The following is a 14,799-nucleotide window of genomic DNA, read 5'->3' as shown; positions in this document are numbered from 1 at the left end:
GGTGCCTGGTGGGCTCCTCCCGGTGGGGCCGGTCCGGGTTGCTTGATGCAACTCACCGGCCGAGAGGACGCGACGGTGCCGGGGGTGCGGGGCGGAGCTCACGCGGCGCGGCCGACGAGGGAACGCACCTGTGCGGAGTACGGCTCCAGGGCCTGGGACAGCGCGTCCGGGATCAGCGAGGGCACGGTGGCGGTGTTGGGGCCGCGCATGCAGGCGATCCGCTGCTTGCCGCGGGCGATCAGGGTTTCCGTGCCGTCCTCGCCGAGCTTGACGTAGTCGAAGGTGAACTCCAGCTGCGTCTGGCCCAGCTCGCTCAGCCGCATCCGGATCGACAGCTCGTCGAAGGCCGTGATCTCGGCGAAGAACTCGCAGTCCACCTTGAGCGTGAAGAGCTTCAGGTCGTCCTGGACGTCGGCGAGCACCGCCGGGGCCTTCTGCTTCAGGAACAGCTCGCGGCACCGGCCCTGCCAGCGCAGGTAGTTCACGTAGTAGACGTTGCCGACGAGGTTGGTCTCCTCGAAGCCGACGGTGTGGCGGTACTCGAAGTAGTCGACGGCGGGGGTGGTGGCGGTGGCGGTGAGCGTCATGGTCGTGTGCCCTTCGGGTAGGGGTGCGGAAGTGGGTCCGGCGGTCCCGCGGTGGGATGTGGCGGGGTGCCGGCGGTGCTCGGAAGTCACTGTGTTCAGGCGGGTTGCTTGAAACAACCCACCCGTCGGACCCGTCCGCCCGCAGCGAGCGGGGCTCGCTGTCGGACGGCGCGGTCGTGGCGCTCCCGGCCGGTACGGCCGGGTGAAAGGGGGTCGTGCGTCAGCGGATCAGCAGGTCGACGGTTCGGCGATCAGCGGGTCAGGGTGGGCAGCAGGGGCAGGACGCCCTTGCGTCCGCTCCGGGAGCCGTCCGGGGCCGGTGCCCCGTAGGTGACGGCGACGCCCTTCTCCTGGGCCGCCCGGACGATGCCGGGCACGGCGCGCTCGGCGAGCGCGGCGATGGTGTTGGCCGGGTTGACGGTCAGGGCTCCGGGGACGGCCGAGCCGTCCGTGACGAAGATTCCGGGGTGTCCGCGCAGCTCGTTGCGGTCGTCGAGGGCGGAGGTGTGCGGGTCGTCTCCGATCCGGCAGGAGGACAGGGGGTGGACGGTGTAGGCGCCCACGAGGTCGTTGGTCCACGGCATCACCTTGGCGAGGCCGTCCTTCTCCAGGATCTCCTTCACCTCGGCGTCGGACTTGTCCCAGGCCCCGAGGGTGTTCGGGGTGGGGTCGTAGCGCAGATTGCCCCGGCCCAGCATCTGCTGGGAGATCCGGTGGGCGTTGCCGGTGGCGGGCGGGGGTCCGAAGACCCCTTCGTTGTCGTCCTCGATCATCGTGAAGATGGTCAGCCAGGACGTCCAGCGCTTGAGGATCTCCTTCTTCTCCGCCCCGAACCAGGTCGGTCCGGTCGCGTCGGGAACCTGGGCGAGGATGGTGCCCAGACCCGGCGGGAAGTAGAGCTGCTCCAGCGAGTAGCGGGAGTACTCGGGAAGGGATCCGTCCAGACGGTCCCAGCTGGCCACCGTAGGCCCCTTGCCGATCTGGTTCGCGGCGTAGGCGAGTCCGTCGCCGCGGTCCAGGCCGAGCAGTTCGGCGGCCTTGTCCTCGTTGATGATGGCGGTGTTGAGTCGTTCGCCGTTGCCGGAGAAGTACCGGCCGACGGCGTGCGGCATGGTGCCCAGGTGGGCCTCGCTGCGCTGGAGGATCACCGGGGTGGCACCGGCTCCGGCGGCGATCACGATGATCTTCGCCTCGATCTCGCCGGTTCCGACGTGGATCCGGTAGTCCTCCTCGTGGACCAGGTCGTAGTGGACCCGGTAGTCACCTTCCTGGGTGCGGGCTATGTACTGCACCTCGTGGAGGGGGCGGATCTCCGCGCCGTGCGCCAGAGCCGCGGGCAGGTAGTTGACCAGCAGGGACTGCTTGGCCTCGAACCGGCACCCGGCCATCATCCAGTTGCAGTTGACGCACTTGGAGTTGTCGACCGCGGCGGCGAGGGGGTTCGCCGTACGGCCCGCGCTGTTGCAGGCGGCGGCCCACAGACCGCCGGCGTACGTGACGTCGCTCCAATCCTGCTTGGTGACGGACAGTGACTCCTCCACCCGGTCGTACCAGGGGTCGAGGGTGGCGCGGCTGACGGATTCCGGCCACATCCGGCGGCCGATCGATCCGTGCCGGTCGAAGACGAACCGCGGGGCCCGCGGCATGGCCGCGAAGTAGACCACGCTGCCGCCGCCGACGCAGTTGCCGCCGAGGATGCTCATCCCGTCACCGACCGTGAAGTCGAAGGCGCGGGTGTAGGAGGAGCCGAGCTTGTAGTCGTGCTCGAAGTCTTCCGTCTGGAGCCAGGGTCCCCGCTCCAGCACGGTCACCTTCGCGCCGCCGGCCGCCAGGTGGTAGGCGGCGATCGAGCCGCCGAACCCACTGCCGATGACCAGGACGTCCGTGCGCTCGACGCTGTTGCTCATGCTGGGCTCCCCTGAGGCGTGGTGTCCGGGTGGAGACGCGCGAACTGCTTGCCGTAGCCGAATTCCTTGAAGCGCCAGAGGCCGTCGGCGTCGGGCTGGGAGATCCCCATGGCGGCGAGGCCGGGGTGACCGTCCGCGAGCGCCTGCGCGGTGTGCAGGTGGGCCGCGGAGTCGAAGGCCATGTTGCAGAAGAGGGAGAGCATCACCCAGAAGTCCTTCTCCGGGTGGCCGGGAGTCGTCAGTCGCACGATCAGCGCGACCCGGTCCTGGTAATCGAGAGCTACGAAAGGCGGTACCTCCTCGTCGAGGGTGAGCCCGAGCTCCGCGGCGTAACCGCGGGCGTGCTCGTTGGCGAGGTCGGCCAGGTCGTCGAGACCGTCGTGGATCCCGGTCGCGTCCCAGCGGAGCAGTTCCAGCGCCCCGGCCTCGACCGCGCCCCCACCGGTGGAGACACCGGCGATCGCGCGGTCTTCGGCCCAGCGCTTCTGCCCCGGGACGATGGTGTCGGCGTAAGCCTCCAAGGTCATCGTCCGGCCTTCGCCGCTGTCAGGCGCCACTCGTGCGTTTTCCGATCGCATCTCATTCCCCTTTCTGCTTCGGTTCTGAGTGGTTGCCTTGCGGCGTGAGAGAAAACTAGAACTCGGGCGTCAGTTCAAGCAACCAGCCAAAGTCGCAGCGAGACCGGACGCGACTCCCCAGAGTCGGCGCGGCCCGGGCCCCGGAGTTCGCGGCCGGTGGGGGCCCTCTCTAGGCTCGGGTCCCGGATGCATTCCGCACCTGCACGTGACATTCCTTCTGCGAGGCACAGGCGTCCTGCGGAAGTGCGCCTTCGGTCTGCTTGCTTGGGGGCAACGTGAAAAGTGCTGACGATGCCCCGCTCCCGTCGGCGCACGACACTCACAGGGTTCCGATCGCCGACCTCCTCCCCGCCGACTCCCCTCGGCTCGGAGGCATAGACAAGTCCCACGTCCGTCGCCTGGCCGCCGTCTTCGCGGCGCTCCCGCCGGTCCTGGTCCACCGGACCACGATGCGGGTGGTCGACGGCATGCACCGGATCCACGCGGCCTCTCTCAAGGGGCTGGACACCATCGAGGTCCGGTACCTGGACGCCGCCGAGGACCAGGTGTTCCTGCGGTCCGTGGCGGCCAACCTCGCGCACGGGCTGCCGTTGTCGGTGGCCGAGCGCAAGACGGCCGCCGCCCGCATCCTGGCCTCCCACCCCAGCCTCTCCGACCGCGCCGTCGCCTCCTACGTGGGCCTCGACGCCAAGACGGTCGCCGGCGTGCGCGTCTGTTCAGCCGCGGGATCTCCGCCGCTGAACATGCGTACGGGAGCCGACGGCCGGGCCCACCCGCTGGACCGCACCGCCGAGCGCATGCACGCCGCCGAACTCTTCGCCCAGGACCCGGACCTGCCGCTGCGCACCGTGGTGGAGAAGACCGGACTCTCCCTGGGCACCGCCCACGACGTGCGGCAACGCCTGCTGCGCGGCGAGGACCCCGTCCCCCAGAGCCGGCAGGCCGCCGGCGCGGCCGCGAAGCGGGCCGCGGGCCCGCCCGTGCCGCCCGGCACGGGCCCCCAGGCGGGCCTGCGCGGCCCCGCCGGGCCCACCGGTCAGGCCGGCGCCCTCCGCGGCCCCCAGGCGGCCCTGTCGCCGCGCTCCCGGCCGCCGATGGACACGCTGCGGCGGCTCGCCACCGACCCGTCCCTGCGGCACACCGACACCGGCCGCGAATTCATCCGCTGGCTCCACACCCACTTCATGGTCGACGAGGCGTGGCGCAAGCGCCTGGACGCCATACCCCCGCACAGCGTCGACGCCGTGGCCGACCTGGCCCGGCACTGCTCCGACGCCTGGCGGCGGTTCGCCGAGGAACTGGCCGTGCGCAGACACGCCGGCCCCGACCTCGCGGAACTCCACACCACTCAGCCAACTCGGCGTTGACGCCCCTCAGTGACAGGGAGATACGGTGACCACGACGACCATCGAGCACGCCGTCCGCCGAGCCATCGGATACATGCACGTCAATCTGGGGCAGGACCTCACGATCGACGACATGGCGCGCACCGCGATGTTCAGCAAATTCCATTTCACGAGGATCTTCCGTGACGTGACCGGAACGTCCCCGGGTCGATTCCTGTCCGCATTACGCATGCAGGAAGCGAAACGCCTGCTCGTGCTGACCGATTTCAGCGTGGCCGATATCAGCAGCCAGGTCGGATACAGCAGCGTGGGCACCTTCAGTTCCCGATTCAAGGCGTGCGTGGGCGTCTCTCCGAGCGCCTACCGGGAATTCGGCGGGGTCCTCCCCAAGATGGCCCAGCACGTCGACGCCGGCCCCCGCGGGGCGGGTACGGGCGGCTCCGTGGCCCACAGCCTGGCCCTGCGCGGCCGGGTCGTGCTGCCGCCCGGCAACGAGCCCGGCACCGTCTTCGTGGGCCTCTTCCCCACCCGGGTCCGGCAGGGCCGGCCGGTGCGTTGGGCGGTGCTGGAGGAGCCCGGCTCCTTCGAGCTGCGGGACGTGCCCTCGGGCACCTGGCACATCCTGGTCCACACGACCCCGTACGGGGCCGAGGAGGGCGCCGAGGTGCTCTCCGTGGGGCAGCACGGGCCCGTCACGGTCCGGCCCGGGGCGCTGCTGCGGCCCGCCGAGATCGTGCTGCGTCCCCTGGACGTACTCGACCCGCCGGTCCTGCTGGCCCGCATCCCGTGAGGGCACACGGGGTCACGCGCACCACGGCCTGAGGACACCGGCAGCACGAAGGAGGGGCCCGACGCGGCGTGCACCGCGTCGGGCCCCTCCTCTTTTCGCGCTGTGGCCGGTCCCTCAGCTCACCGGGTGCACCGTCATCGGCATGCCGCCCCGCATCCGCAGGCTGAGCATGGCCTCCGGGACGGCCGGGTGGCAGGGGTGCATCCGCAGGTCGAGGTCCCGGGTGACCAGGGCCGCCACGAACACGGCCTCCATCATCCCGAGGTTGCTGCCGATGCAGAACCGCGGTCCGGCGCCGAACGGGATGTAGGCGTACCGGTCCCGGCCCGCGACCCGCTTGGGGTCGAAGCGCTCCGGGTCGAAGCGCAGCGGGTCCTCCCACAGCCGCGGGTTGCGGTGCATGACGTACGGGCAGACCAGCACGTCCGACTTGGCGGACACGTGGTATCCGCCCACCTCGTCGTCCTCCTGGGCCACCCGCGGCAGCACCCACACCGGCGGGTAGAGCCGCATGGCCTCCTGGATGACCTTGGTGGTGTACGTCAGCTTGTGCAGGTCCGCGGCCTCCGGGATCCGGTCCCCGAGGACCGCGCGGGCCTCGGCGCGCACCCCCTCGCGGGCCTCGGGGTGCTGTTCCAGCAGGTACAGGGTCCAGCCGAGGGTGCTGGCGGTGGTCTCGTGCCCGGCGAGGAGCAGGGTGACCAACTCCTCCCGGAGCCGCTGCCGTTCCCGTTCGGCGTCCTTCTCCTGGGCGCGGGCGGCCACGATGATCCGGGAGAGGGCGTCGTCGGGCTGTTCGCCGTCGGCCATCCGGGCCACCCGTTCGGCGACCAGGGCGTCCGCGACCCGGTGCAGTTCGCGCCGGGCCTTGCGGAAACGGGCCTGGGCGGGGAAGGGCAACCAGCCGGGGGTGGCCCCCTGGGTGACCATCTCCAGCATGGCCTGGTCCTGTACTTCCTCGAAGGCGTGCGCGATCGAGTCGTAGCGGGCCAGGTCGGAGTCGAGCAGGGTGCGGCCGAGGACCCCGAGGGTGAGTCCGGTGACCTCGTGGAGGACGTCCACGGGCCCTTGGCCCTCGTGGCGGCGCAGCAGGGCGACGAGTTTCGCGGCCTCCTCGGCGACGGCGTCCGCCTGCCGGGTGATGCGTCCCGGCTTGAAGGCGGGCTGTACGGCCCGGCGCTGGGTGCGCCACACCTCGCCGTCACTGGTGAGGAGTCCGTCGCCCAGGACACGGCGGGCCTGCACCAGGCCGATGCCCTTGTGGTAGTTGTCGGCGTTGTCGGCCAGGACGTGCTTGGCCAGGTCGGGCCGGTTGAAGATGTACATCTTCTTGGGGCCCATGTTGACCCGGACCGCGTCGCCGAGGTCGGCGGCGTCCTGCATGAGGGCCAGCCGGTCGGCGACCAGCTTCCTCAACAGTCCGGGCATGGCCCGCAGCGGCGGGCCGGGTGGGTGGACCTTCACGCCAGTCCGCCTTCCGGACGGTCCGCGAGGGCGCGGAAGCGGCCGCCCGCGAAGAGGATGGCCTCCTCCTCGGGCTGCCGGGCCGCGGAGAGCACCTTGCCGAGGAAGATGGTGTGGTCGCCGCCGTCGTAGCCGGCCCACTTCTCGCATTCGAAGTGGGCGACCGCGCCGGAGATCAGCGGGGCGTCGGTGGCGCGGCCGGGGATCCACTCCACGTCGTGGAACTGGTCGGCCCCGGCGGGCCGGCGGCTGTTGGCGAAGTGCCGGGCCACGGTCTCGTGGCCGGAGGAGAGCACCGACACCGAGAAGGTGTCGGAGCGCAGCAGGCTGCCATGCATGATGGCGTCCTTGTTCACGCAGATCAGCACCAGCGGTGGTTCGAGGGACACCGAGGTGAAGGAGTTCGCTGTCATGCCCCGGGGGGCGTTCCCGCCGACGGTCACGATGGTGACGCCGGTGGGGAACGCTCCGAAGGTCCTGCGCAGCTGGGTCCGGTCGCCCATGTCGACGAGCTCCAGGGTCGGAGCGGCCATCAGAGTCATGTCTGCCTCCCTGCCGGCGGCCGAATCCCGGCCGCATAGGGCGCCAGCGCCTGTGCCAGCGCCTCGGGGATCAGTGCGGGGACCGGGGCGTCGTCGGGCCCGCGCAGACACACCACGCGCTGGCTGCCGCGGGCCACCGGCACCTCCCCGTCCCCCGTCTCCCTGACGTAGTCGAACGTCAGGTCGACTTGCGTGTGGCCGAGTTCGGCCACGCGCATCCGTACGGACAAGCGGTCCTGCGCACTGACCGCCTCGAACAGCTCGCAGTCGACCTGCAGGGTGAACAGCCGCAGGTCGGCGGGCGAACCACCGATCCCGTCGGGCCCGACGGGGCCGTTGATCCCGTCGAGCTCGTCCAGCGCCGCCTGCCGGAGGAACAGCTGCCAGCAGCGTCCCTGCCAGTGCAGGTAGTGCACGTAGTCCGCGGCGCCGCCCGGTCCGGTCTCCACGAAGGCGACCGTGTGCCGGTACGCGAAGTGGTCCGCCCGCCCCGTCATGACGCGTCCGTGCCGTCGGTCAGGAAGGCGAAGACACCCGGGTCCAGGGTGCCGCGCAGCGCGGTCACGAAGGTCGCGATGCGCAGCTCCCCGGCGGTGAAGACGACCCAGTTGGGTCGGTTCCCGGGGGCCAGGGTCAGCGGTGCGCCCGCGAGGACGCCCGCCTTCTTCAGGCACTCCACGGCGCTCCAGACCCGGGTGGCGGCCGTGTCCGGGGCTTCGCCCGTCTCGGTGGCCACGAGGGCGGCGAGTGCCGCGTACTCGCCGAGCAGTCCGGCCCAGTCCTTTTCGGAGCGGACGTTGACGGCCTCCACGTCGGTGGCGACCGTGCGGTCGGCGACGACGCCGACGGTGACGCCGAGGCCGTGGGCGGCCGACACGTGCCGGTCCCCGTCGGTCTCGGGCCGCCCGTCGGGGCGGTAGCGGATCTCGGCGGTGTCGCCGAGGGCCCGCTGGACGGCGGCCGCGGTGCGGGCGCGCCGGGAGGCGGTGGAGCCGTCGTGGTCCGGGGCGTCCGGTTCCACGGCGACCGCGATGTGCGTGCCGAGGACCTCCTCCAGGGTCCGTTCGAGGTAGGAGCCGAGGAGGGGCTCCACCCAGGGGCCGGCGCCGTCGTTCTTGCGGACGGCGTGCAGGGTCAGGCCGTCCCAGCGCTCGACGATGGTGCCGTCGGCGTCGCGGACCGCGATGTCGTAGACGTAGGTGTCCCCGTCTCGGTAGCGCTCGGTGGCGCAGTACCGGACCTGTGCGGGGACGTCGGCGCCGGCGGCCAGCGGGTAGAGCCGCTCGATGCCGGAGGGCAGCAGGGTGGCGTCGGGGACGCAGACCTGGTTGCCGTGCATGAGCGCGTCCCGCATGCCCGGGTCGGCGAGGAGCAGTTGCGCCGGGAGGTAGGGGGCGAACCAGCCGGTGGGGGCGCCCAGGGCCACGTCGGCGTCCACGTGCCGGGCGGCCGCCCGGTGGAAGCGGCGCAGGCGCTGGAAGCGGTCGCCCTGGAAGAGGACCCCGCTGCGGTACAGGTCCGCGACGGGCTCCAGGGGGGCGGCCGGGACCCCGTCGGGCACCTGGAGGGGTTGTCCTTCGGGGATGGGGAGGTCGCCGTAGAGGAGCCGGGCCCGGAAGTGTTCGGCGACGAAGCCGGTCTCCTCCGAGTGGACGGCCACGTCCACGGTGTCGGGTCCGGTCACGGTGGCCGCGATCCGGATGCGGGTGGTGCCGTTGGGGGGCACCACGATGGGGCGCAGGAACTTGGCGCCCTCGATGACGGGGACCTTCTCCCAGCCGGTGGCGGCGCGGGCGACCTGCACCATGCCTTCCATGCCGAGGACGGCGGGGAGGAGCAGGTTGCCGTCGAGGAGGTGGTCGGCGAGGTAGGCGTCGGTGCCCGCGTTGAGTTCGACCTCGGTGACGAGTTCGACGCCGTGGTAGCGGACGAGCGGGGTGCCGGTGAAGCGGAGCAGCGGGAGCTGCGGCAGGTCCTTGCGGACGGTGCCGATGCCTTCGGTGCGGCCGCTGATGACGGTGACGACGGGGGCGTCGGGGTCGCCGATCAGCCGGAGCATGATCTCGACTCCGGCGTCGGGGGAGACCGGGACGATGCCCTCGCGGGAGAGGGTTTCGACGACGGAGAGCTTCTCTCCCATGCCCACCCCGGACCAGACCGACCATTCCATGCAGAGGGCACGGCAGCCGGGCTGGGTGCGGGCGACTTCCTCGGTGATGTCGGCCAGCCATTCGTTGGCGGTGGCGTAGTGGGCCTCGCCGCGCAGGCCGGCCCGGCCGATGATGCTGCCGAAGGTGACGAGCAGCTTCAGGCTGCCCTCGCCGACGGCGTCGAGGACGGCGCGGAGGCCGTCGACCTTCGGCGCGAAGGTGCGCCGGAAGTCCTCTATGCCGAGGGAGGTGAGGGCGCCGGGTTCGTTGCGTCCGGCGCCGTGCAGGAGGGCGGTGACGGGGCCGAGTTCGGCGGTGAGTTCGGCGATGGCGGCGGTGACCCGGGCCGGGTCGGTGACGTCGGCGCGGGCGTAGGCCACGGGGATGCCGCCGTCGGCCATGCGGGCCAGGTTGTCGGCGAGGTCCTTGTCCTGGGCGGGGTCGGAGCGGCCGAGTACGGCGAGTTTGGCTCCGGTCTCCTTGGCCACGGCGAGGGCGCACTCGGCGGTGATGCCCTTGCCTCCGCCGGTGACGAGGAGGACGTCGCCGGTGCCGATGACGTGTTCGGTGCGGGCCGGGGCCACGGGCAGGGCGCGCAGGGTCGGGACCCGGCGGGTGCCCTGCTCGTCGTAGTGGACCTCGGTGAAGCGGGTGGTGGCGGCGACCTCGGCGAGGACGGCGCGGACGGTCTCCTCTCCGGGTCGGGGGGTGTGGACGATGGTGGTGCGCAGGTGTCCTTCCTGGTGGAGGGTCTTGGCGAGGCCGGCGGCGCCGCGGCCGTGTTGGACGAGGACGAAGCGGCGTTCGCGGTCGCCGGCGAGGGCGGCCTTGGCTCCGTCGAGGGCCTGGGCGATGTGGTCGGCGGGGCAGGCCGGCGGCAGCCAGACGACCACGCCGGAGCCGACGCCCGCGCTTTCCAGGGCTTCCTTGAGTTGCCGGCCGAAGTCGCCGGGGCCGGCGGTGTGGAGTTCCCAGGTGCCGTTGCTGTCGGTGGTTCCGGGCGGGCCGAGGGGTACCTCGTCGAGGTCCACGGCGAAGGGGCGGGCCCAGACGGCGGAGCCGGTGACGAGGGGTCCGCCGCCGGTGGCGGCGCCGCCGGAGCCGATGAGCTCTTCGAGGGCTTCGGCGAGCTGGGCCACGGTGGCGGTGGCGAAGTTGGTCGGCACGTGGGCGGCGCCGATGCCGAGCTTGGTGGCGGCCTGGTTGACGATCTGGCCGACGGTGATGGAGCTCATGTGCAGGTCGTCCAGGAGACTGCTGTCGTCGGCGACGAGCTCCGGGGGGAGTTCGGCGCGTTCGGCGACGAGGGCGCGGAGGACTTCCAGCGGGGTCGCCCCGGTGTCGGCGGACCCGGCGCCGTCGTGGGCGTCGGTGCCGGTGTCCGTGCCGTCGTCGGCGGCCGGGCGGGTGGCGCGTCCGGCGGGCAGGTTGATCTCGGGGGCCTGCTCGCAGGGGCTGGTGAGGAAGGAGAACTCGGTGCCGATCTCCAGCGGCCGGGTGAGCCGGTCGCGGAAGAGCCGCTCGTGGATGATCGGGGCGCCGGTGACGTAGGCGGCGCCGACGACGGCGAGCAGCGGGCGCAGGGACTCGTCGTCGGTGTTGAGGGCGACGGTCGGTACGTCCGCGGTGGCGGCGGCCAGGGTACTGAGGACGCGTCCGGGGCCGACCTCGATGAAGAGGTCGACGTCCGCGGCGGCGGCCTCGACGGCCTGGGTGAAGAGCACCGGGTCGGTGATCTGGCGGCGGAGCAGCTTGGCGAGGTCGCCGTCCTGCTCCAGGTCCTCGCCGGTGACGGTGGAGACGATCCGCCGGTCCACGGTGCCGAACTCCTCGGCGGCCAGCCATTCGCCGAAGGATTCGGCGGCGGGGGCGACGAGCGGGGAGTGGAAGGCGTGGCTGACGGCGAGTCGGGTGCAGGTGACCTGGGCGGCCTTGGCCCGTTCGGCGACGGTCTCGACGGCGTCGACGGGTCCGGCGACCACGGTCTGGTTCGGGCCGTTGTAGCCGGCGATGACCACCGGCAGCCCTTCGGTGAGGGTGGTGACGGCGCCGGGGGCGGCGGCCAGGGAGGCCATCGTCCCGGAGGCGCTGTGTTCGGCCATGGCGGCGCCGCGGACACGGGCGGCCTCCAGGAGCCGGGGGCCCTCCAGCGCTCCGGCCCAGTGCAGGGCGGAGAGTTCGCCGAGGCTGTGGCCGATGGCCAGGTCGGCCTCGATGCCGAGGGAGTCCAGGACGCGGAGTCCGGCGGTGGAGCCGGTGACGATCCGCGGCTGGGCCACGTCGGTGGCGACCATGTCGCCGCTGGTGGGCAGGCCGGCCGTGGCGTAGATCTCGGCGGCCTCGGTGAAGCGGCGGCGCAGCGCGCCCCCGCCGGTGCCCTTGCCGGAGCCCTGGCCGGGGAAGAGGAAGCCGATGCGGGCGTCCCCGTCGGCGGCCTTGCCGAGGAAGGTGCGGCCGTCGGTGGCGAAGTGCCGGGTGGTGCCCTCGGCGACGGTGCCCGCGAGGGCGGTGAGGCGGGCCTCGGCGTCCTCGGGGGAGGTGACGACGGCGGCGGCCCGGTAGGGCAGCTCCCGCAGTTCCCGCTGGAGGGTGGCGGCGAGGTCGGCGAGCTGCGCGTAGGACAGCTGCGCGGCGAAGGCGGCGACCTCGGTGAGGCGTTCGCCCAGGGCCTGTGGGGACTCGGCGTCGAGCAGGAGCAGCTCGGAGTCCTGGAGGGACCGGGCGAGGGTGGTGGCGCGGCGGCTGGGGGCCGGGCGCCGCTTGGGCACGGCCTTGTCGACGACCACGTGGGTGTTGATGCCGCCGAAGCCCATGGCGGTGACGGCGGCGCGCAGCGGGGCGTCCTTGGGCCAGGCTTCGGCCTGGCGGAGGACGCGCAGGTTGGCGCCGTCGGCGGTGAGCAGGTCGTGCGGTTCCACGCAGCCGATGGCGGGCGGCAGCAGGGCCGCGTCCACGGCCAGGGTGGCCTTGATGAGTCCGGCGACGCCGGCGGCGGCCTTGGTGTGGCCGATCATCCCCTTGATGGAGGAGATGGCGGCGACGGGTGCCTTGGCGTTCGCGTCGGCGCGGGCGCCCATGATGGCCTTGAGTTCGGTGGCGTCGCCGACTTCGGTGCCGGTGCCGTGTCCTTCGAAGAGGGGCACGGTGTCGGCGCCGAATCCGGCGCGCTCGTAGGCGCGCCGCATGGCGAGCTGGTAGCCGCTGACCTCGGGGCGGGTGATGCCGCCCTGGCCGTCGGAGGCGATGCCCCAGCCGGCGAGGGAGGCGTAGACGCGGTGGCCGCCGGCCAGGGCGTCCTCCTCGCGCATGAGGACGACCATGCCGCAGCCCTCGCCGGGCCAGAAGCCGTTGGAGCCGCGGTCGTAGAGCCGCATCTCGCGCCGGGCGAGGGCGCCGGTCTTGGCGAAGCCGATGATCTCGAAGGGGTCGATGGAGAGGTCCACGCCGCCCGCGACAGCCACGTCCAGGTCGCCGTTGACCAGGCCGGTGGCGGCGGTGGTGACGGACAGCAGGGAGGAGGAGCAGGCTCCGTCGACGGTGTAGCCGCCGCCGTTGAGGTCGTAGTAGTTGCAGATCCGTCCGGCGATGGTGTTGGAGAGTCCGCCGGCGAGGGTGTCCTCGTCGATGGCGGGGAAGGGCTGCTTGTAGGCGTCCTCCACGCCGGCGAGGAAGTCGGCGGTGCGCTCGTCCTCCCAGTCCTCGGCCTTGAGGGCCGCGGCGAGGACCCGCCGTACGTACGGCCAGCGCAGCCGCATCACGTTGGCGCGGGAGAACTCGCCGGTGAGGGTGTTGCCGACGATGACGCCGGTGCGTTCCTTCGGGAGGTTCTCGCCGCCCGCGAACCCGGCGTCGGCGAGGGCCTGTCCGGCGGTGTCGAGGGCGAGCCAGTGGGTGAGGTCGGTGGAGCGGTAGGTGCTGCCCGCGATGCGGTGGGCGATGCGGTCGAAGGAGTAGCCCTCCAGGACGGCCGCGTTGCGGGCGTAGAAGCGGTCGGGGGTGGTCGGGTCGGCGTCCCAGTAGTCCGCGAGGCGCATCCGCACGTCGGGGAGGCGGCGGAAGGCGCGTCGACCGGCGACGGCGTTCTCCCACAGCTCGCGGTGGGTGGCGGCGTCGGGGTAGCGGCCCGCTATCCCGACGATGGCGATTCTGGTCACAGGGTCACCGTCACCTTCTCCTTGGCGGCTGCGGAGCGCATGGCGGCGCACTTGCCGTGCTGGCAGCTGCCCGCCGCGCACGGGTCGGCGGCGGCGGCGCGGGAGGCGGCGCAGGCGGCGTGGTCGCAGCTGCCGGCGGCGCAGGCGTCCGCGGCGGGTGCGGGCACCACGGACACCGGGATGGTGTCGGCGCCGGCGGGCAGCTTGACCGGGGCCTCGACCGGGGCGGACGCGGCGGCCGGGACCGGCACGGGCGCGGAGATCGGGCCGGGGGCCGGGGCGGGCGTCGGGACGACCGTCAGCGGCTCGGCCGGACGCAGGGCGGCGGCCTTGGCCAGGCCCGCGCGCTGCTTCTCCTGGAAGTGCAGCCCCCACAGGTAGGCGCCGCGGATGCCGCAGACGATGGCGGTGGCGAAGAAGATGCCGTAGGTGATGTTCACGGCCATCAGCAGGCCGTAGACGGCGGCGACGCCGCCGCCGAAGGCGATCTGCGAGGACTTCTTCGAGGGGGAGGTGCCGGGGTCGGTCACCATGTAGTTGGTGAAGAGCACGAAGGCGGTGCCGGTCATCATGCCGAGGGCGGCGGGGATGGAGGTGTCGAACATCCAGCCCCGGATGATCGCCTGGAGGGCGAATCCGACCAGCCAGCCCATGATCAGCCACATGCGGTTGGTGAGCTTGGCGTTGAGCATGGTGCCGAGGGTGAGGATGACCGCCGGGAGGATCCAGTCACCGGGGGCGGTGGTGCCCGTCAGGTACTCGGTGAAGTGGTACGGCGGGGCGATGCTGGCCCAGGGGAACAGCACCAGGATGATCATGATCCCGAAGTTGGACGGGTTCATGTAGTGCCGCATCCGGCCCTTGAGGGGGGCGCGCAGCACGTGCTTGGTGCCGACGGCGACGATGACGCCGAACATCATGACCCACCAGCGGTCGTTGACGTAGGTGAGCATGTTGACCGCGAGGCTGGTGATGTGGGCCGGGAACAGGAACTCCACGAGCCCCTTGAACCCGCCGCCCGCGTAGCGCGGCGGACGGCCCTCGCCCTTGGCGCTGACCCATTCCAGGGCCAGCTCGGTGACGTAGCCGGTGGCGACGGCGATGAAGGGCCAGAGCCAGCCCTGCTCGAAGCCGAGCACGGTGTAGCCGAGGATGTTCAGCACCGTGATGGAGATGGCGAACCGCTTCAGCGCGGTGATGACCTTCGGGTCGTGGCGCGGCGGTCCGGCCGGCTTGGCTGGGCCCCCGGCGGCGGGAGCGGCGGTGGCGGTGGTGGACACG

The 14,799-nt window shown here is 72.2% G+C and carries 10 protein-coding genes; 2 read left to right on the top strand and 8 right to left on the bottom strand.

Translation table 11 applies throughout. The features are described from left to right. Window positions 1-98: 98 nt before the first annotated feature. From ABTZ17_RS13800 to ABTZ17_RS13790, 3 genes are all read right to left on the bottom strand, one after another. Window positions 99-587: an acyl-CoA thioesterase gene (locus tag ABTZ17_RS13800; protein ID WP_352195783.1), complete on the bottom strand. Its 489-nt coding sequence runs from the start codon at window positions 585-587 to the stop codon at window positions 99-101. 251 nt (window positions 588-838) lie between these two features. Further along, window positions 839-2,494: an FAD-dependent oxidoreductase gene (locus ABTZ17_RS13795; protein WP_352195782.1), complete on the bottom strand. Its 1,656-nt coding sequence runs from the start codon at window positions 2,492-2,494 to the stop codon at window positions 839-841. Further along, entirely contained in the window at window positions 2,491-3,021 is a 531-nt protein-coding gene (locus tag ABTZ17_RS13790; RefSeq protein WP_352195781.1) for a DUF5987 family protein, read from the bottom strand. Before ABTZ17_RS13790 ends, ABTZ17_RS13795 begins: the two co-directional genes overlap by 4 nt. Before the next feature lie 326 nt (window positions 3,022-3,347). On the opposite strand from ABTZ17_RS13790, the gene ABTZ17_RS13785 reads away from it, so the two are divergent. Together ABTZ17_RS13785 and ABTZ17_RS13780 are read left to right on the top strand one after the other, a co-directional pair. Then, complete coding sequence (locus ABTZ17_RS13785) at window positions 3,348-4,439, top strand: ParB/RepB/Spo0J family partition protein (protein ID WP_352195780.1); 1,092 nt, start codon at window positions 3,348-3,350, stop codon at window positions 4,437-4,439. A gap of 25 nt (window positions 4,440-4,464) precedes the next feature. After that, window positions 4,465-5,208 carry a helix-turn-helix transcriptional regulator gene (locus tag ABTZ17_RS13780; RefSeq protein WP_352195779.1) on the top strand — a complete coding sequence of 248 codons (744 nt, stop codon included), beginning with the start codon at window positions 4,465-4,467 and terminating at the stop codon, window positions 5,206-5,208. A 114-nt stretch (window positions 5,209-5,322) separates the two neighbouring features. Here ABTZ17_RS13780 and ABTZ17_RS13775 read toward each other — a convergent pair whose 3' ends face one another. The 5 genes from ABTZ17_RS13775 to ABTZ17_RS13755 are packed head-to-tail and all read right to left on the bottom strand — an operon-like array spanning window position 5,323 to window position 14,798. Next, a complete protein-coding gene (locus tag ABTZ17_RS13775; protein ID WP_352195778.1) occupies window positions 5,323-6,672 on the bottom strand; it encodes a cytochrome P450 in 1,350 nt (449 codons plus the stop codon). Beyond that, window positions 6,669-7,214, bottom strand: coding sequence for a flavin reductase family protein (locus ABTZ17_RS13770; protein ID WP_352195777.1), 546 nt, complete (start codon window positions 7,212-7,214; stop codon window positions 6,669-6,671). Before ABTZ17_RS13770 ends, ABTZ17_RS13775 begins: the two co-directional genes overlap by 4 nt. Beyond that, window positions 7,211-7,711, bottom strand: a complete 501-nt coding sequence (locus ABTZ17_RS13765; protein ID WP_352195776.1) for an acyl-CoA thioesterase — start codon at window positions 7,709-7,711, stop codon at window positions 7,211-7,213. Before ABTZ17_RS13765 ends, ABTZ17_RS13770 begins: the two co-directional genes overlap by 4 nt. Beyond that, window positions 7,708-13,518: a type I polyketide synthase gene (locus ABTZ17_RS13760; RefSeq protein WP_352195775.1), complete on the bottom strand. Its 5,811-nt coding sequence runs from the start codon at window positions 13,516-13,518 to the stop codon at window positions 7,708-7,710. Before ABTZ17_RS13760 ends, ABTZ17_RS13765 begins: the two co-directional genes overlap by 4 nt. Further along, entirely contained in the window at window positions 13,515-14,798 is a 1,284-nt protein-coding gene (locus tag ABTZ17_RS13755; RefSeq protein WP_352195774.1) for an enediyne biosynthesis protein, read from the bottom strand. Before ABTZ17_RS13755 ends, ABTZ17_RS13760 begins: the two co-directional genes overlap by 4 nt. Between the last annotated feature and the right edge of the window lies 1 nt (window position 14,799).

The sequence above is a fragment of the Streptomyces sp. NPDC097619 genome (genome assembly GCF_040302735.1).
GTDB lineage: Bacteria > Actinomycetota > Actinomycetes > Streptomycetales > Streptomycetaceae > Streptomyces.
Note: the sequence above shows the minus strand (reverse complement) of the source record. Positions and strands in the feature narration are given on the sequence as shown.